Here is a 17,404-nt window from a genome sequence, read left to right as displayed (position 1 = left end):
GGCTTGGCTAAAGGGAGCCTTCAGACGATGGTCAGCAAAACGGCGACGAAAACGCTGGCCGCGGAGAACGTCATCGCGCGCGAGGACCAGGTGTTGAACCATTGCTGGAAGCTGGCCAGGCCGCGGTCGAGCTTGGTGTTCTGGCGGGTCCACGACTGCTGGTCGAGGCGGAAGAACACGTAGATCTTCACCAGGGCGCCAACGATCTGGTTGTAATAGAGGATCAGGGGATAGGCCGGCCCGATGTGGTGCCCCGACAGCGACAGCAACAGGGTCAGCACGAAGCGGGTGATGCCGATCCACAGCAGGTACACCAGCAGGAAGACGATGCTGTACTTGATGCTGGCGATGAGCGCGGCGACCAGGCCGAGCAGACAGGTCCACATCGACAGGCGCTGGTCGAACAGCACCACGCTGGTGAACCAGCCCAGGCGTTGCGGGCCCAGGGCCAGGGCGCGGGAGTTCTGCCGCAGATTGTTGCCGTACCAGCGGAACATCAGCTTGCGGCTGGCCTTGATGAAGCTTTTCTCCGGCGGGTGCTCGACCGTGTTGATCGCCGCGTCCGGCACGTAGAAGGTGTCGTAGCCCAGGCGCATCAGGCTGTACCAGCTGGACTTGTCGTCGCCGGTGAGGAACTGGAAGCGACCCAGGCGCCAGTGGTCCAAGTGATCGCTTTCCACGTCGGTGATGAAATCCGGGTCGGTGACGACCTGGGCGCGGAACACCGACATGCGCCCGGTCATGGTCAGCACGCGCTTGGACAGGGCCATCGAGCACATGTTGATGTGGCGCTGGGCGAAGCGCAGCTTGTGCCACTCGCTCATGATGTAGCCGCCCTGCACTTCGCAGAACTCGTTGGTGGTCAGGCCGCCGACGTTGGGGAAGAGCTTGAACCAGGGCACGGTCTTGCGCACCACGCCGGGCTCCAGCACGGTGTCGCCGTCGATCACCGCGACCACCGCGTGCTCGTCCGGCAGGTCGCGGGAGATGGCGCGGAAACCGTGGGCCAGGCCGTCGCGCTTGCCGGTGCCGGGGATGCGCACGAAGTCCAGCGACACGTGCTCAGGCGGATTGAGCTTCTGCCACTGCTGCTTGATCAGTACCTCGTCGGACATCTCGACGATGGAGCACACCACGGTGGTGGGATAGCCGCAGGCGATGGCCTCCTGGATCACCGAGCGGTAGACCATCGAGGTGGTCAGCGCGTCGATGCGGAAACTGGTGACCATCAGGAATACGTGGGATGGATCGGCCGCATCGCCCATCTTGCGCAGCTTGCGGCGGTAGTAGGGGTAGACCCCGTAGAGGAACAGCATGCCGCGCAGGAAGTGCAGGCCGCCCATCGAATAGCGCCAGATGCCGACCGCGCCGATCAGCAGCAGGAAGTCCTTGGAGTCGGCGTCGAACACGGTCTTGGGCACCAGCAGCGCCAGCACCATCAGCAGGCTGAGGAAGGCCAGCCAGCCCGTGGCTTCACCGATGACTCGTTTGTAGGTGTCCATGATGAGATCCGTCAGTCGCTTCTTGGGGCGGTGGCTCCTGTAGGAGCGAGCTTGCTCGCGAACCCGCTCGGGGAGAGCTTTCGCGAGCAAGCTCGCTCCTACGAAGAGCCGATTGCGCTTACCAGCAGATGCCTTCGGCGCGCTCGTTGGTGCCGTGCGACATGAAGCCGATCAGGTCGACCACCTTCTTGCCTTCGGGCGCCTTGTTCACCACATCGACGAACAGTTCATCGCCGTTGCCCAGCACCAGCACGTCGGAGGTCTTCACCACCGCATCGAGGTCGGAAACCAGCAGCGAGGACACGTGCGGGATCTTCGACTCGATGTACTCCTTGTTCGCGCCGTGGACGCGGGCGTACTCGACGTTGCGGTCGAAGATCTGCAGCTCGTAGCCCTTGCCGATCAGCATCTCGGCCAGTTCCACCAGCGGGCTTTCGCGCAGGTCGTCGGTGCCGGACTTGAACGACAGGCCGAGCAGGCCGACCTTGCGGGTACCGTGCGCGGTGATCAGGTCGAAGGCCTTCTGCACCTGGTGCTGGTTGCTGCGCATGATCGAGCCGAGCATCGGGTGCTCGACGTCCAGCTGGCTGGCGCGGTAGGTGAGGGCGCGCACGTCCTTGGGCAGGCAGGAGCCGCCGAAGGCGAAGCCGGGCTTCATGTAGTAGCGCGACAGGTTGAGCTTGTTGTCCTGGCAGATGACGTCCATCACCTCGCGGCCGTCGACGCCCACCGCCTTGGCGATGTTGCCGATCTCGTTGGCGAAGGTGACCTTGGCGGCGTGCCAGACGTTGCAGGTGTACTTGATCATCTCGGCGACCTCGATGGTCTTGCGGATGATCGGCGCGTCGAGTTCGCGGTAGATCTCTTCCAGCAGATCGCCGGTCTGGCTGTCCAGCTCGCCGATGACGGTCATGGGCGGGAAGTCGTAGTCCTTGATCGCGGTGGATTCGCGCAGGAATTCCGGGTTGGTGCCCACGCCGAAGTCGACGCCGGCCTTCTTGCCGGAGCAGTCTTCGATGATCGGGATCACCACGTTGTTCACGGTGCCCGGCAGCACGGTGCTGCGCACGACCACGGTGTGGCGCTCTTTCTTCTCGCGGATGGCATAGCCGATCTCGCGGCAGACGGATTCGATGTAGCCCAGGTCCAGGTCACCGTTCTTCTTGCTCGGGGTGCCGACGCAGATGAACGACACATCGGTGTCCAGCACGGCCTTCTTGAAGTCGGTGGTGCCTGACAGGCGAGCGGAACGGATACCCTGCTCCAGCAGCGATTCCAGACCGGGTTCGACGATGGGCGACTTCCCTTTGTTGATCAGATCGATCTTGGTGGTGGAAACATCCACCCCGACGACTTCGTGGCCTCGTGCGGACAGGCAGCCGGCACATACTGCGCCAACATACCCAAGACCAAAGATGCTGATTCGCATCGCATTCACCTCGTTCAATTGTCGAACTTTCAAATTTGCCCAGAAGGGCGGTTTATTTAGGTCGAAAGAACCCGCGGAGGGCACTTTCAGGTGTCCTCCGTACTTCCTCCGTCAGGCAGGGAAAGTAGTGCTAAACTTCAGAGCACTGTCTTTGGGCAAATTTCATATGCTTGCCCTGTATTGTTTCAGGCGGATTTCAACAGGGGCCGTTTATCCGCTCCGATGTGCTCCGGTTTGGGGCGATGATTGCCTTTTCATCTAAAAACTTAAGTTATTTCATGCGCTTGTGAATGCTCTATATCGATAAGCACTTATCGTTAGAACAAAAGCGCTCATGCCATCGATGCACTTCGCTGATCTGTATCAATGGTCGTTGCGGAAATAGGATTTTTTCTTGGCGGAGTTAGTTCCTTCCACTTGTCCCGTGCGGGAAATCTTTTGAAATATCCAAATGACATCACTTGATGCCGGGATGGTGGCAAAAGAGAAGTTATTTCCGGGTATGCTGTTGTAGTGCAATCTGCAAGGTGCTGAAAAGTTCAATGGAATTTTTCATTAAAAACGACCGCGCATCGCCTTTGATACATTCGTTCAGCTGCCGTTCAGCTTTCTTCATTGCAAGTTGCAATCGTGAAATGCACGTCATGGCAATGGGCTGTTAGTGGCCAATGGGTTGCTGGCAGAGGACGATATCGGAAGGTTTTCCTGCCAGGGAACGCGGATGGGTGGTCGAAAAAAAATCTCACGATTCCGCGCGAAGCAGACGAGCGGTCACTAAGACCATCCGTAGGGTAGGGGCATTAGGGTGTTTTTTGCGCAGGAAACAGACAATCCGTAGCCCTTTGACTGACTCATTTCATGGTCAATGGCTTACAGGCGACTTGGCATCAGGCGGGGGAAAGGGCAGGCACGGCGGGGGAGGGAGCCCGGTGGGCTCCCGGCGTGGAGGGTCAGTCTTCGGGGTGGTCGCGCAGGAACACCAACTGGTCCGCCTTTGACTGCTCGGCGCTGTAGGCGTAGCCGGCGTAGTTGAAGTCCTTCAGGCCTTCCGGGCTCCGCAGGCGCTCCTTGATCACGTAGCGCGCCATCATCCCGCGGGCCTTCTTGGCGTAGAAGCTGATGATCTTGTACTGGCCGTTCTTCAGGTCCTTGAACTCGGTGTCGATCACCCGTGCGTTCAGCGCCTTGCGCTTCACCGCGCCGAAGTACTCGTTGGAGGCCAGGTTCAGCAGCACCTCGTCGCCCTGTTCGGCCAGGGCCTGGTTCAGCCAGGCGCTGATGCGCTCGCCCCAGAAGGCGTAGAGGTCCTTGCCGCGGGCGTTGGCCAGCCGGGTGCCCATTTCCAGGCGATACGGCTGCATCAGGTCCAGCGGCCGCAGTACGCCATACAGGCCGGAAAGCATGCGCAGGTGGCGCTGGGCGAAGTCGAAATCGTCCTCGCTGAAGTCCTCGGCCTGCATGCCGGTGTAGACGTCCCCCTTGAAAGCCAGCAGCGCCTGCTTGGCGTTGGCGGGGGTGAAGTCCGGGTGCCAGTTGCCGAAGCGCGCGGCGTTGAGTCCGGCCAGCTTGTCCGACAGGTGCATCAGCTCGGCGATCTGCGCCGGAGCCAGTTCGCGCAGGATGCCGATCAGTTCCTGCGCATCGTCCAGGTGCTCGGGCAGGGTGAAGCGCTCCGTCGCCGGGGCGGTGTCGTAGTCCAGGGTCTTGGCGGGGGATATCACCATCAGCATCGTGCGGTCTCCTTCAAGCGAGGCGCGATTGTAAGGAGTCGCGGGCGTTGGCTCCACCTATGGAGACGATAGGAGGCGCTGCTCCACCGGCACCTGCTCCATGCGCTTGAGCAATTCCCCGAGGAAGCAGCGCTCGGCCTGGGTGTGCTTCTGCTCGCGATTCCACAGCAGGTGGATGTCGACATCGGCCACGCCGTCTTCCGGCGGCAGCGCCCAGAGCCTGCCGTGGGCAAGGTCGTCGGCGACGATGTGTTGCGGCAGGCAGCCGATGCCGAAGCCGCAACTCACCAGTCGGCGGATTTCTTCGAGGCTGGGGGAGGACGCCACCAACTTGCCGGTGAAACCCTGCTGGTCGCGGAAGATGGTCAACGGCGAGAGCACCTCGCCGATCTGGTCGCTGGTGAAGGTGACGTAATCCTCGCCCTGCAGGTCGGCCAGGCGCAGGTCGCGACGGCCGTAGAGCGCATGGTGGCGACCGCAGAGGAACACGTAGCGCTGGCGCAGGAAGGTGCGCTGCTCCAGGCGCGGCGAAGGTTGGCGGCACAGCGCCAGGCCCAGGGTGGCGGTCTTCTGTTGCAGCGAGCTGAGTACATCGGCGCTGCGCATCACTTCTATATCCAGCTCCACGCCGGGGTGGGCGCGGTGGAAGCCGGTGAGGAAGTCGTCATAGAAGTCGGACTGGATGCGGCTGATGCTCAGCAGGCGGACCTTGCCCACCACCTGGTCGGCCGGTTGTTCCAGGGCCGCGGCCAGGCGCGAGACATTGCCATTGATGTCGCCAGCGATGCGCAGGATCTCCTCGCCCAGCGCGGTGATCTCGAAGCGTGGCCCACGCCGCTGCACCAGGGCGGCGCCCAGTTGCTCCTCCAGCCGGCGCAGGGCCTGGCTGACCGCCGGCTGGGTCAGGTGCAGGCGTGCGGCGGCGCGGCTGATGCTGCGCTCCTGGCCGATCACCAGCCAGGTGCGCAGCAGGTTCCAGTCAAGGCGGTCATTGAGGAAGCGGCCAAGCTCCATAACGGGACTCCGTTGGGGAATCCTTCGATTATAAGCAGTAATTATTCTTTGAATAACGATTAGAAAATTGACTGATTATTCGGCTGGGGGCGATAACGTCCGCAGGCGCCGGAGAGCGCCGAGCCTTTTCGCAAGCTGCCTAAAACAATCGACAAGATCCGGGAGCCTGAGATGTCCCAGCCCGCACCGCAACCGGTCCGCGCCGCCACGGCCGCATTCATCGGTACCATGATCGAGTGGTACGACTTCTATATCTACGCCACCGCTGCCGCCCTGGTGTTCGGCACGCTGTTTTTCCCCTCCGACAGTCAGTTCCTCAGCACTATGGCCGCCTTCGGCACCTTTGCCGTGGGCTTCTTCGCGCGGCCGCTGGGCGGGCTGATCTTCGGTCACCTGGGCGACCGCATCGGCCGCAAGAAGGCGCTGCTGGTCACCCTGGTGATGATGGGCGTGGCCACGGTGTGCATCGGCCTGTTGCCCACCTATGGACAGATAGGCCTGCTCGCCCCGGTGTTGTTGGTATTGCTGCGCATCGTCCAGGGCATCGCCGTCGGCGGCGAGTGGGGCGGCGCGGTGCTGATGGCCGGCGAGCACGCGCCCAGCGGCCGCCGCACCTTCTTCGCCTCCTTCGCGCAACTGGGTAGCCCGGCCGGGTTGATCCTCTCGCTGCTGGCGTTCAAGGCGGTGACCAGCATGGACAGCCAGACCTTCCTCGACTGGGGTTGGCGCCTGCCGTTCCTCGCCAGCGCGGCATTATTGATCGTCGGCCTGGCGATTCGCCTCGGGGTGAACGAGTCCCCCGAATTCGCTCGCGTGAAGCAGCAGGCCCGCCAGCACAAGCTGCCGGCGCTGGAGGTCGTACGCACGGCCTGGCGCCCGCTGCTGCTGTGCATCGGAGCCAACACCATCGGCATCGCCGGGGTCTATTTCACCAATACCTTCATGATCTCCTACACCACGCAGAACCTGGCCATCGACCGCAAGCTGATCCTCGATTGCCTGTTCTACGTGGCGCTCATCCAGTTCTGCGTGCAGCCGCTGGCCGCGCGGCTGGCCGAAGTGATCGGTTCGGCGCGCTTCCTCAAGCTGGCGGCTCTGCTGGCGCTGGCCTCGCCCTACCCGATGTTCCTGCTGGTCAGCCAGGGCCACGCGCTGGCCATCGTTCTGGGAATCGCCACCGCCGTGGTGTGCATGTCCAGCTTCTATTCGGTGATCGCCGGCTACGTCAGCGAAGTGTTCGACACCCGCGTGCGCTACTCGGCGATCTCCATCGCCTACCAGGTCTGCGGCGCCATCGCCGGCGGCCTGACCCCGCTGATCGGCACCTGGCTGGCACACCGCTTCGACGGTCAATGGCTGCCGCTGGCGCTGTTCTATTCCCTGCTGGCCGGCCTCTCGCTGCTGTGCATCGTCGGCCTCGACCGCCGCCTGCGCGTGCGCGTAGCGCCGGCCGCCGCGTGATTTCCAGGAGACTGCAATGCTGAAGATCGACGGTGCTCGCCTGTGGGCGAGTCTGATGGACATGGCCGAGGTTGGCGCCACCGCCCGCGGCGGATCGCGCCGGCTGGCGCTGTCGGAAGAGGACCGTGCCGGCCGCGAGCTGTTCGAGCGCTGGTGCCGCGACGCCGGTCTGAGCCTGCACCGCGACCCCGTGGGCAACCTGTTCGCCCGCCGCGCCGGCGTAAACGACGGCCTCGAGCCGGTGGTGATGGGCAGTCATCTCGACACTCAGCCCGAGGGTGGTCGCTTCGACGGCGTGTACGGCGTGCTGGCCGGGCTGGAAGTGCTGCGCAGCCTGAACGACCACGGCATCCGTACCCGCCGCCCGTTGGAAGTGGCGGTCTGGACCAACGAGGAGGGCGCGCGCTTCACCCCTGCCATGCTCGGCTCGGCGGCGTTTACCGGCGCCATGCCGCTGGACGCCGCGCTGGCCTCGCGGGATGCCGAGGGTGTGAGCGTCGGCGAAGCGCTGCAGGCGCTCGGCTGGCAAGGCGACCTGCCACTGGGCCGACGCCTGGACTCCTACTTCGAGGCGCACATCGAACAGGGCCCGATCCTGGAGGACAACGCCATAGATGTCGGGGTGGTCACCGGTGGCCAGTCGATCCGCTGGCTGGACGTGCGCGTCAGCGGCCAGGCCGCCCACGCCGGCACCACGCCGATGCCGCTGCGCCACGATGCGCTGTTCGGCGCCGCCGAGATGATCGGTGCCCTCGAGGCGCTGGCCCAGCGCTCCCCGCCCCACGGACTGGTGACCGTCGGCCAGTTGGAGATCGCCAGATCCTCGCGCAACACCATTGCCGGGCTGCTGGACTTCACCATCGACCTGCGCCACCACCGCGACGACGTGATTGCCGTCATGGAGCAGGAAGCCCGCGCATTGCTCCAAACCATCGCCGCGCGCCGCGAACTGACGCTGGAAATCGGTGTGCACTGGATCAGTCCGGCGACCCCCTTCGATGCCGATTGCGTCGGCCATGTGCGCGAGGCCGTGCGGGGCCTGGGCTATTCGCACCAGGACATCGTCAGCGGCGCCGGCCACGATGCCATCCACCTGGCGCGGGTATGCCCGACCGCCATGATATTCATCCCCTGCGTCGGCGGCCTGAGCCACAACGAGGCCGAAGACGTGATCCCCGAACAGGCGACCCAGGGCGCCGACGTGCTGCTCAATGCCGTGCTGGCCCGCGCCGGCCGACTCGACTGAAGGAGATATCGATGCAGACCTTCTTCCACCCCGACCAGTTGCTGCACATTCCGCGCAGCTACTTCTCCCGTGGCCGGATGCGCACCCCGCAGGAAGTGCCACAGCGCGCCGAGCAGCTCCTGGCAGCGGTCCATGCGTTGGGCTTTCCGCTCGCCCAACCGCAGGACTTCGGTCGCGAGCCGCTGCTCGGTGTGCACAGCAAGGCGTACCTGGACTTCCTGGAACACGCCTACGAGCGCTGGCATGAAGCAGCGGAGGATTGGGGCGACGAGGTGATGTCCAACGTCTTTATCCGCGAGGGCAACCCGCTGCGCGGCATCCTCGCCCAGGCGGCGCGCTACCTCGCCGACGGCAGCTGCCCGGTGGGCGAGCACACCTGGCGCGCGGCCTACTGGTCGGCGCAAAGTGCGGTGGCGGCGGCGCGGGTGGTGCGCGATGGAGCTCCAGCGGCCTACGCGCTGTGCCGCCCGCCGGGCCACCACGCGCGGGAAGAAGGCGCTGGCGGTTTCTGCTACCTGAACAACGCCGCCATCGCCGCCGCCGAACTGCGCGCGCGTTTCGACAAGGTTGCCATCCTCGATACCGACATGCACCACGGCCAGGGCATCCAGGAAATCTTCTACGGCCGCGACGACGTGCTGTATGTCTCGGTGCACGGCGACCCGACCAACTTCTACCCGGTGGTCGCCGGTTTCGAGGACGAGCACGGGACGGGGCAGGGCGAAGGCTTCAACCTCAACCTGCCGATGGCACATGGCGCCAGCGAAGAGGACTTCTTCGTGCAGGTGACGGCGGCGCTGCAGGCGGTCCGTGAGTTCGGTGCGCAGGCGCTGGTGCTGTCCCTGGGCTTCGACATCTACAAGGATGACCCGCAGTCGAAAGTGGCAGTGACCACCGAGGGCTTCGGCCGGCTCGGGCGCGAGGTGGCGTCGTTGGGGCTGCCAAAGGTCATTGTGCAGGAGGGCGGCTATCACCTGCCGACGCTGCCGGCCAATGCACAGGCGTTCTTCGGAGGCCTAAGGGACTGATCTAGCGAAAAAGGGAGGGCGTTACGAGAGGTAGGACTTTTAAAGCTAGCGCTGCCCGCAGCCCCCGCCAAGGTATTTCGTCGTACGACGAAAAAAAGCTGCCTGAGAAGGAAAAAGACTTTTTATCGTCATGTTTTTTCCTGTATTTCTGGAGACGTAGACCGCCGAACCCTGCAGACAGGTGGCGGCCCCGGCCCGTCCCCTTATATGCAGTGCTCTCGTGCCCCGGTAGCGAGAGCAGGCGGCTCACCGCGCGGCGGAGCGCTGTAGTGGCATTCCGTCGTAACGCTCTCAGAAGAGGTGAACCGCGTATGGATGACCACGGACGCTCCAGCCCGACCCAGCCCACCCTGTACGTCCTCGATACCAACGTTCTGATCCACGATCCCAACGCCTTGCTGAATTTCCAGGAGCACCACGTCGCCATCCCGATGACGGTGCTGGAGGAACTGGACAAGCTCAAGACCGGCAAGCACACCGTGGCCGCGGAGTGCCGCCAGGCGATCCGTCTCATCGATTCGGTGCTGGGCGAGGCGACGCCCGAACAGGTGGAGGATGGCGTTCCCATCCAGCGTGGCAAGAGCGGGCCTTGCGGTAGTCTGTCGATCCTCATGAGCAAGCGGGCCGAGCCGATTACCTGGCTGCCCGAGCATCTGAACGACAACAAGATCATCAACCAGTTGGTGGAGCTGAAGAGTCGCCATAGCAGCAAGCGCGTGGTGCTGGTCACCAAGGACATCAACATGCGCCTGAAGGCGCGCGCCTGCGGGGTGTTCGCCGAGGACTACCACACTGACCAACTGGTCGACGACATCAACCTGCTGTCGCGCGGCTACCACTCCCTGAACGGTTCCTTCTGGGACCGCGTGAGCAAGGTGGAAACCCGCCAGGACCACGGCCGCACCTGGCATCGCGTGCAGCTCACCGACAACCTGCCGGCGGTGCACATCAACGAGTTCATCGTCGACGAACAGGGTTTCGTCGGCTGGATCAAGGGTATCCAGCAGGACGAACTGCTGATCCTCGACCTGCACCAGGAACCGCTGCTGCACCAGGAGGCGTGGGGGCTGCGGCCGCGCGATATCTACCAGGCGCTGGCGCTCTATGCGCTGCTCGACCCGGATATCCACCTGGTCAACCTGTCCGGCGCCGCGGGCTCGGGCAAAACCATCCTGGCCCTGGCCGCCGCCATCGAGCAGACGATGGTCAGCAAGCGTTACAGAAGGATCATCGCCACTCGCAGCGTGCAGGGGCTGGACGAGGACATCGGCTTCCTGCCGGGCACCGAGGCGGAGAAGATGGAGCCCTGGCTCGGCGCCATCACCGACAACCTGGAGGCGCTGCATTCGGACGACGAGTGCACCCACGGCAGCGTCGACTACATCCTCAGCAAGGTTCCGCTGCAGTTCAAATCGCTGAACTACATCCGCGGCCGCAGCTTCCAGCAGAGCCTGATCCTGATCGACGAGTGCCAGAACCTCACCCCGCACCAGATGAAGACCATCATCACCCGCGCCGGCAACGGCTCGAAGGTGGTCTGTCTGGGCAACCTGGCGCAGATCGACACGCCCTACCTGTCGGCCACCAGCTCTGGTCTCACCTACCTGACCGAACGCTTCAAGGACTTCCCCCACGGCGTGCACGTGACCCTGCAAGGGGTGCCGCGCTCGGTGCTGGCGGAGTTTGCCGAGACGCATCTGTAACCTACGAAGGCCCGCCATCCGGCGGGCCTTTTCTTTCTATCAGAGGCTGTTTGCGAGCAAGCCCTACACAGGTTCTGCCGTCTAGGTGGCCACCTGGGCGCCTGGCCCGCTTTTCGTAGGAGCGAGCTTGCTCGCGAACCCACCCAGCTCCAGTCCCCGTTCATACCTCTTCTTGTATACAATCCCCTCCCCAACGCGCCGTCCGCCATACTGCCGATCGCGCTCCTCGGGGTTACACTGTCCTCTTGATCGTCCGCATTCTCCGGAGAGTTCCCGCCCGTGCTGACCCATCTCGATTCCCAAGGCCGCGCCAACATGGTCGACGTCACCGAAAAAGCCGTGACGTCCCGTGAGGCGGTGGCCGAAGCCCGGGTGCGCATGCGCCCGGATACCCTCAAGCTGATCCAGGACGGCGGCCATCCCAAGGGCGACGTGTTCGCCGTGGCACGCATCGCCGGCATCCAGGCGGCGAAGAAGACCCATGAACTGATCCCGCTGTGCCATCCGCTGCTGCTCACCAGCGTCAAGGTCGAGCTGGAGCCCGAGGGCAACGATACCGTGCACATCGTCGCCCGCTGCAAGCTGGCCGGGCAGACCGGCGTGGAGATGGAGGCCCTGACCGCCGCCAGCGTCGCCGCCCTGACCATCTATGACATGTGCAAGGCCGTGGACCGCGGCATGACCATCGAAAGCGTGCGCCTGCTGGAGAAGCTCGGCGGCAAGAGTGGCCATTACTTGGCAGAAAATGGCGTAGCAGGAGGCACCCCATGATCCGCGTGCAGTACTTCGCCCGTTACCGCGAAGCCCTCGGCGTGGACGGCGAGCAACTGAACTGGAGTCCATCCCTGACCAGTCTCGACGACCTGCGCGGGCTGCTGCTGGAACGTGGCGGCGCCTGGGCTGTGCTCGCTGAGCAGAACCTGATGTGCGCGCGCAACCAGGAGCTGTGCTCCCTGGACGAGCCCCTCGCCGATGGCGACGAGGTAGCGTTCTTCCCCACCGTGACCGGAGGATGAGGCCATGACGATCCGCGTCCAGGCGGCGGCGTTCGATCCGGGCGTCGAGCTCAATGCGCTGCATGACGCCAACGTTGGCGTCGGCGCGGTGGTCGGCTTCGTCGGCTACGTGCGCGATTTCAACGATGGCCGCGAAGTCGGTGGCATGTTCCTCGAACACTATCCCGGCATGACCGAGAAGGCCCTGGAGAAGATCGCCGTCGAGGCCCGCGAGCGCTGGCCGCTGCTGCGCCTGGATATCCTCCACCGCATCGGCCGCCTGGAGCCGGGCGAACCGATCGTCTTCGTCGGCACCGCCAGCGCCCACCGCCAGGCGGCGTTCGACGCTTGCAACTTCGTGATGGATTACCTCAAGACCCGCGCGCCGTTCTGGAAGAAGGAAGACACCCTCGACGGCCCGCGCTGGGTCGAAGGGCGCTGCAGCGACCAGGCCGCCGCCGACCGCTGGGAGCGCTGAGCCCATTCATCGCACCGGAGTACCGGCGCGGCGCAATCTCGAAGCTTGTCTATGCTCAGAAGCGATGCCAGGGAGGTGGCGTTGCTCCATGCCAAGGAAGCGTTCCGTTCCCCGTTGTACATCTCCTGGTTCCAGCGCTGTGCCGGCGAATGCCGCCACAGCGGATCGCAAGCCGAGGAGACTCTCATGTACAAGCCCAACTTCGCGCTCAAGGCGCTCGCCGCTGCGCTGCTGGTCGGCGGTTTCTGCCAGAGCGCGCTGGCCTGCACCACCATCATCGCCGGGCGCAAGGCCACCGCCGATGGTTCCATCCTGGTCGCGCGCCTGGAGGACTACACCTATAACAACCACGCCAAACGCTTCGTCGTCGTGCCGCACCAGGCCTACAAGGACGGCGACACGCTCAGCTTCGACAACGGCGTCAGCGTTCCCGCGCCCAAGGTCGGGCTGCGCTACACCGCCATGCGCGACTGGAACGGCGACCAGCGCGGCGCCTTGGGGCCCTGGAGCGAGTTCGGCGCCAACGAGGCGGGAGTGATCCTCTCCGCCACCAACAGCACCGAACCCAATGACAAGGCCGCCAAGGCCGACCCGCTGGTGGCCGACGAGGGCGGGGTGATCGAGGCGATCCTGCCGGACCTGATCCTGTCCCAGGCCAGGAGCGCCCGCGAAGGCGTGGAACTGCTGGGCAAGTACGTGGAGAGCCTGGGCGCCGGGGAAACCAACGGCATCCAGATCGCCGACGACCAGGAGGCCTGGCTGTTCGAGATCGGCTCCGGCCACCACTGGATCGCCGTGCGCGTGCCGGACGATGGCTACGTGGTGATGGCCAACGGCATGCGCGTGCAGGATGCCGACCTCACCGACAAGGCCAACGTCCTGAGCAGCGCCGACATCGCCGAGTTCGTCGAGAAGCACCAGTTGCTGGACAAGGTCGACCCGGCGAAATTCAACTTCGCCAAGGCCTTCGGCATCGTCGGCGACGCCTACAACGTCGACCGCGAATGGCTGGTGCAGAGCAAGCTGGAGCCGGCGCGCAAGCAGGGCATCCGCCAGCAGCAGTACCCCTTCTACACCAAGCCGGAGAAGCCGATCACGGTCGAGCAGGTGGCTTCCATCCTGCGCATCGACAGCTACGCCGGCACCCCGCTGGACGGTAAGAAGCCGGCCGGCGAACAGAAGCAGCGACCCATCGCGATGGAGCGCAACGTCGAGGCGCATATCCTGCAGGTCCGCCCGCAGATGCCCAAGGGCTTGCAGGTACTGTCCTGGCAATCGCTGGGCAATGTGCGCGACGGCCTGCTGCTGCCGTATTACCTGGAAAGCCTGCGCAGTACGCCACGGGTATTCCAGCAGGGCAGCGACGATTTCGACGAGCGCTCGGCCTGGTGGACCTTCCGCAGCCTGACTTCCCTGGCCCACGCCAACGCCAAGCAGTACATGCCGCTGCTGCACGGCTGGCGCGACCGCCTGGAGGACAGCCTGCACGCGGCGCAGCCGGCCCAGGACGAGATGCTCAAGAGCCTCGCGCAGAAGGACGGCGAAGTCGCCCGTGCTGCCGCCGAGCGCTTCAGCAACGGCACCGCCCTATGGGCGCTGGACCAGGCCGGCGTCCTGCGCGCCAGCATCCTCACCGACCTGACCAAATCCACCGAGCAGAACTACAGCCCCGAGGAGCTGGACAAGATCAAGCATCTCTGATGCCTCAAGCAGTTATGAGGCCAGACGGACGGTAGTGCCCCGCACGCGCTGGGGTGCTACCTCTTCCGGGGAATGGGCGGCACCTTCGAACGGGCGCAGGCTGGCGCCAGCCCTTTTTTGCTCCTTATCGGAAAGCCCCGTCATGAGTCATCTGAGCACCCAGGAATTTCAGCCGCTGGAGATTGCGGTCCTCACAGTCAGCGATACCCGGAGCCTGCACAACGACACCTCCGGCCAGGCCTTGGTGACCTCCCTGCAACGCGCCGGCCATGCCCTCTCCGAACGCCAGCTGGTCATCGACGACATCTACCAGATCCGCGCCGTGGTATCGGCCTGGATCGCCGACCCCAAGGTTCAGGTCGGCCTGATCACCGGCGGTACCGGCTTCACCGACCGCGACAACACCCCGCAGGCCGTGGCGCCGCTGCTGGAGCGCACGGTGGACGGCTTCGGCGAGCTGTTCCGGCAGATTTCCCGCGAGGAGATCGGCACTTCCACCATCCAGTCCCGCGCCATCGCCGGCATCACCAACGGCACGCTGATCTGCTGCCTGCCGGGCTCCACCGGCGCCTGCCTGACCGCCTGGGAAAAGATCCTCGTGCACCAGTTGGACAGTCGCACCCGACCGTGCAATTTCGTCCCCCATCTCAAGCGTTTGCCTGAGCGCCCGGTGCTGGTCTGCGGTACCCGGTCATGAGCGGCTGCGGTTGTTCCGGCGCCGGCCTGCGGCCGGTGGACGAGGCCATCGCCGCGCTGATGGATTTCGTTCCTCTGGCGCCGCCGACCGTGCGCATCGACCTGGAGAACGCCCTGGGCCGCATCCTGGCCGAGGACATTCGCTCACCCATCGACCTGCCGCTGTGGGACAACAGCGCGATGGACGGCTACGCCCTGCGCAGCGCCGATACCGGCGCTGCCGGCGCACGGCTGAAAGTCGCCGGCTACATCGCGGCGGGCGACGCGGCGCAGGTCGAACTGCAACCGGGCGAGGCCATGCGCATCTTCACCGGCGCGCCGCTGCCGCCGGGCGCCGACAGTGTGATCGCCCAGGAGGATTGCTGCGTCGACGGCGATTGGCTGCAGGTGCCGCAGGTTGTCCGTGGCAACCATGTGCGCCTGCGTGGCGAGGAGCTCTGCGACGGCGACATGCTGCTTGGCGCCGGGAGAAAACTGCGGGCCCAGGACCTCGGCCTGCTGGCCAGTGTCGGCATCGACCGCGTGCCGGTGTATCGGCCTTTGCGCGTCTGCCTGCTGAGTAGCGGCGACGAACTGCGCGAGCCGGGCGAGCGACTGGCGCCGGGGCAGATCTACAACGCCAACCGCTTCAGCATCGGCGCGCTGCTGCGCGGCTGGGGCATGGAAGTACACGACTACGGCGTGCTCGCCGATACCCTGGCGGCCAGCCGCGATGCGCTGAACCTCGCCGCATCCGAGTGGGACGTGCTGATCACCAGCGGCGGCGTGTCGGTGGGTGACCGCGACTACCTCAAGCAGGCGATCCGCGAACTGGGCGAGCTGCACCTGTGGAAACTGAAGATGCAGCCGGGCAAGCCGCTGGCGTTCGGCAGCATCTCCGGCAAGCCGTGGATCGGCTTGCCGGGCAACCCGGCTGCCGCGCTGGTTACGGCGCTGGTGGTGGCGCGGCCATTCCTCTGGCGCGCCCAGGGGCGCACGGAGGTCGAGACGTTACCGGCCTCGCTGCCGGCGGGCTTCGAATGGCCGGTTGCCAACTCGCGCCGTCAGTACCTGCGCGCGCGCCTGGAACTCGACGTCCAGGGAGTGGCGCGCGTCCACATGCACCCGCAACAGGGTTCGGCCATGTTGCGCGCGGCGAGCTGGGCCGACGGTCTGGCGGTGGTGGAAGCCGGGCGCACGCTGCGCCTGGGTGATCCGGTGCCATTTCTGTCGTTCAGCGAACTCGGCGCCTGATGGCGTTCCCGGCCGCCGGTGGGGACCGGCGGCCTTCCATTGATCAGGGGGAAGTATGCAACTGGTCTGTCCGGCGGGGAGTTTGCCCGCCTTGAAGTCGGCCTTGCGCGAAGGGGCCGACGCCATCTATGTCGGTTTTCGCGATGACACCAATGCCCGGCACTTCGCCGGCCTCAACCTCGATGACCGCCAGCTGCGCCAGGGCGTGGACCTCATCCACGGCGCCGGCAAGCAGATGTACGTGGCGGTCAACACCTACCCCGGCGCGGCCGGCTGGGCGCGCTGGCAACGCGCCGTGGACCACGCCGCCGACCTGGGCGTGGATGCGCTGATCGCCGCCGACTGCGCGGTGCTCGGCTACGCCGCCAAGCGCCATCCCGACCTCGCGCTGCACCTCTCGGTGCAGGGCTCGGCCACCAACGTCGCGGCGCTGGCGTTCTACCACGAGCGCTACGGCATCCGCCGCGCCGTACTGCCGCGCGTGCTGTCGCTGGCGCAGGTGCGCCAGGTGGCGGCGAACAGCCCGGTGCCCATCGAAGTCTTCGCCTTCGGCAGCCTGTGCATCATGGCCGAGGGACGCTGCCACCTGTCGTCCTATGTCACCGGCGAGTCGCCCAACCTCTGCGGCGTCTGCTCGCCGGCCAAGGCGGTGCGCTGGAGCGAGGAGCCCGAGGGCCTGACCTCGCGCCTCAACGACGTGCTGATCGACCGCTACGCGCCGGACGAACCGGCCGGCTACCCGACCCTGTGCAAGGGCCGTTTCGTGGTCAACGGCGAGCGCTTCCATGCCCTGGAGGAGCCCACCAGCCTGAATACCATCGACCTGATCCCGCAACTGGCGGAAATCGGTGTGGCGGCGGTGAAGATCGAGGGCCGGCAACGCAGCCCGGCCTATGTCGAGCAGGTCACCCGCGTCTGGCGCCAGGCGCTGGATGCGTGGAAGCGCGCGCCCGAGAACTACCGCGCGCTGACGCAGTGGCAGGACGCCCTGGACAAGCTTTCCGAAGGCCACCAGACAACCCTGGGCGCCTACCATCGCTCCTGGCAGTGAGAGTCTGTTCAAGGTCTCGCCGGGCGCAGCTCAGGCAAGGCGGAAACAGGCGAGAAAGCGCGGTTTACGCGCTGTAAATGAGCATTTTGAGTCTGTTTTCAACGCGGCATGAGCAAGCGTAGGCAGGCGTTGGACAG

15 protein-coding genes are annotated in these 17,404 nt (G+C 65.1%); 11 read left to right on the top strand and 4 right to left on the bottom strand.

What is annotated here, in order from left to right:
* Positions 1 to 20: 20 nt before the first annotated feature.
* The 4 genes from alg8 to H681_RS19480 form a co-directional block, all read right to left on the bottom strand.
* Positions 21 to 1,505 carry a mannuronan synthase gene (alg8, locus tag H681_RS19495; protein WP_086009619.1) on the bottom strand — a complete coding sequence of 495 codons (1,485 nt, stop codon included), beginning with the start codon at positions 1,503 to 1,505 and terminating at the stop codon, positions 21 to 23.
* A gap of 115 nt (positions 1,506 to 1,620) precedes the next feature.
* On the bottom strand, positions 1,621 to 2,931 hold the full coding sequence (algD, locus tag H681_RS19490) for a GDP-mannose 6-dehydrogenase (protein WP_015478604.1): 1,311 nt from the start codon (positions 2,929 to 2,931) through the stop codon (positions 1,621 to 1,623).
* 950 nt (positions 2,932 to 3,881) lie between these two features.
* Entirely contained in the window at positions 3,882 to 4,661 is a 780-nt protein-coding gene (gene yaaA / locus H681_RS19485; protein WP_015478603.1) for a peroxide stress protein YaaA, read from the bottom strand.
* 57 nt (positions 4,662 to 4,718) lie between these two features.
* Positions 4,719 to 5,675: a LysR family transcriptional regulator gene (locus tag H681_RS19480; RefSeq protein ID WP_015478602.1), complete on the bottom strand. Its 957-nt coding sequence runs from the start codon at positions 5,673 to 5,675 to the stop codon at positions 4,719 to 4,721.
* Between the two features lie 171 nt (positions 5,676 to 5,846).
* Between H681_RS19480 and H681_RS19475 the strand changes: the two genes are divergently transcribed.
* The 11 genes from H681_RS19475 (at position 5,847) to ubiU (ending at position 17,267) form a co-directional block, all read left to right on the top strand.
* Complete coding sequence (locus H681_RS19475) at positions 5,847 to 7,136, top strand: MFS transporter (protein WP_015478601.1); 1,290 nt, start codon at positions 5,847 to 5,849, stop codon at positions 7,134 to 7,136.
* A 16-nt stretch (positions 7,137 to 7,152) separates the two neighbouring features.
* Positions 7,153 to 8,382, top strand: coding sequence for a Zn-dependent hydrolase (locus H681_RS19470; protein ID WP_015478600.1), 1,230 nt, complete (start codon positions 7,153 to 7,155; stop codon positions 8,380 to 8,382).
* A gap of 11 nt (positions 8,383 to 8,393) precedes the next feature.
* Positions 8,394 to 9,410, top strand: a complete 1,017-nt coding sequence (locus H681_RS19465; RefSeq protein WP_015478599.1) for a histone deacetylase family protein — start codon at positions 8,394 to 8,396, stop codon at positions 9,408 to 9,410.
* 311 nt (positions 9,411 to 9,721) lie between these two features.
* The gene (locus tag H681_RS19460; protein WP_015478598.1) at positions 9,722 to 11,113 is read left to right on the top strand and encodes a PhoH family protein; all 1,392 of its coding nucleotides are present in this window, start codon (positions 9,722 to 9,724) and stop codon (positions 11,111 to 11,113) included.
* 279 nt (positions 11,114 to 11,392) lie between these two features.
* A complete protein-coding gene (moaC, locus tag H681_RS19455; RefSeq protein ID WP_015478597.1) occupies positions 11,393 to 11,884 on the top strand; it encodes a cyclic pyranopterin monophosphate synthase MoaC in 492 nt (163 codons plus the stop codon).
* On the top strand, positions 11,881 to 12,129 hold the full coding sequence (locus H681_RS19450; RefSeq protein ID WP_015478596.1) for a MoaD/ThiS family protein: 249 nt from the start codon (positions 11,881 to 11,883) through the stop codon (positions 12,127 to 12,129). Before moaC ends, H681_RS19450 begins: the two co-directional genes overlap by 4 nt.
* A gap of 4 nt (positions 12,130 to 12,133) precedes the next feature.
* The gene (gene moaE, locus H681_RS19445) at positions 12,134 to 12,586 is read left to right on the top strand and encodes a molybdopterin synthase catalytic subunit MoaE (RefSeq protein ID WP_015478595.1); all 453 of its coding nucleotides are present in this window, start codon (positions 12,134 to 12,136) and stop codon (positions 12,584 to 12,586) included.
* A 186-nt stretch (positions 12,587 to 12,772) separates the two neighbouring features.
* On the top strand, positions 12,773 to 14,287 hold the full coding sequence (locus H681_RS19440) for a C69 family dipeptidase (protein WP_015478594.1): 1,515 nt from the start codon (positions 12,773 to 12,775) through the stop codon (positions 14,285 to 14,287).
* 142 nt (positions 14,288 to 14,429) lie between these two features.
* Entirely contained in the window at positions 14,430 to 14,984 is a 555-nt protein-coding gene (moaB, locus tag H681_RS19435; protein ID WP_015478593.1) for a molybdenum cofactor biosynthesis protein B, read from the top strand.
* Positions 14,981 to 16,216, top strand: a complete 1,236-nt coding sequence (locus H681_RS19430) for a molybdopterin molybdotransferase MoeA (RefSeq protein WP_015478592.1) — start codon at positions 14,981 to 14,983, stop codon at positions 16,214 to 16,216. The genes moaB and H681_RS19430 overlap by 4 nt, the downstream gene beginning before the upstream one ends.
* 55 nt (positions 16,217 to 16,271) lie before the next feature.
* Positions 16,272 to 17,267: a ubiquinone anaerobic biosynthesis protein UbiU gene (gene ubiU / locus H681_RS19425; protein WP_015478591.1), complete on the top strand. Its 996-nt coding sequence runs from the start codon at positions 16,272 to 16,274 to the stop codon at positions 17,265 to 17,267.
* The last annotated feature ends 137 nt before the right edge of the window (positions 17,268 to 17,404 follow it).

The organism is Pseudomonas sp. ATCC 13867, assembly GCF_000349845.1.
Taxonomy (GTDB): domain Bacteria; phylum Pseudomonadota; class Gammaproteobacteria; order Pseudomonadales; family Pseudomonadaceae; genus Pseudomonas.
The sequence above is the reverse complement of the archived record's forward strand: the minus strand, read 5'-3'. Positions and strand labels throughout refer to the sequence as shown.

Excerpts from the sequence above, each read along its gene's own strand:
- algD (WP_015478604.1), bottom strand. The coding sequence starts at position 2,931 with ATGCGAATCAGCATCTTTGGTCTTGGGTATGTTGGCGCAGTATGTGCC.
- yaaA (WP_015478603.1), bottom strand. The coding sequence starts at position 4,661 with ATGCTGATGGTGATATCCCCCGCCAAGACCCTGGACTACGACACCGCC.
- H681_RS19480 (WP_015478602.1), bottom strand. The coding sequence starts at position 5,675 with ATGGAGCTTGGCCGCTTCCTCAATGACCGCCTTGACTGGAACCTGCTG.
- H681_RS19475 (WP_015478601.1), top strand. The coding sequence starts at position 5,847 with ATGTCCCAGCCCGCACCGCAACCGGTCCGCGCCGCCACGGCCGCATTC.
- H681_RS19470 (WP_015478600.1), top strand. The coding sequence starts at position 7,153 with ATGCTGAAGATCGACGGTGCTCGCCTGTGGGCGAGTCTGATGGACATG.
- H681_RS19465 (WP_015478599.1), top strand. The coding sequence starts at position 8,394 with ATGCAGACCTTCTTCCACCCCGACCAGTTGCTGCACATTCCGCGCAGC.
- H681_RS19460 (WP_015478598.1), top strand. The coding sequence starts at position 9,722 with ATGGATGACCACGGACGCTCCAGCCCGACCCAGCCCACCCTGTACGTC.
- H681_RS19450 (WP_015478596.1), top strand. The coding sequence starts at position 11,881 with ATGATCCGCGTGCAGTACTTCGCCCGTTACCGCGAAGCCCTCGGCGTG.
- moaE (WP_015478595.1), top strand. The coding sequence starts at position 12,134 with ATGACGATCCGCGTCCAGGCGGCGGCGTTCGATCCGGGCGTCGAGCTC.
- H681_RS19440 (WP_015478594.1), top strand. The coding sequence starts at position 12,773 with ATGTACAAGCCCAACTTCGCGCTCAAGGCGCTCGCCGCTGCGCTGCTG.
- moaB (WP_015478593.1), top strand. The coding sequence starts at position 14,430 with ATGAGTCATCTGAGCACCCAGGAATTTCAGCCGCTGGAGATTGCGGTC.
- H681_RS19430 (WP_015478592.1), top strand. The coding sequence starts at position 14,981 with ATGAGCGGCTGCGGTTGTTCCGGCGCCGGCCTGCGGCCGGTGGACGAG.
- ubiU (WP_015478591.1), top strand. The coding sequence starts at position 16,272 with ATGCAACTGGTCTGTCCGGCGGGGAGTTTGCCCGCCTTGAAGTCGGCC.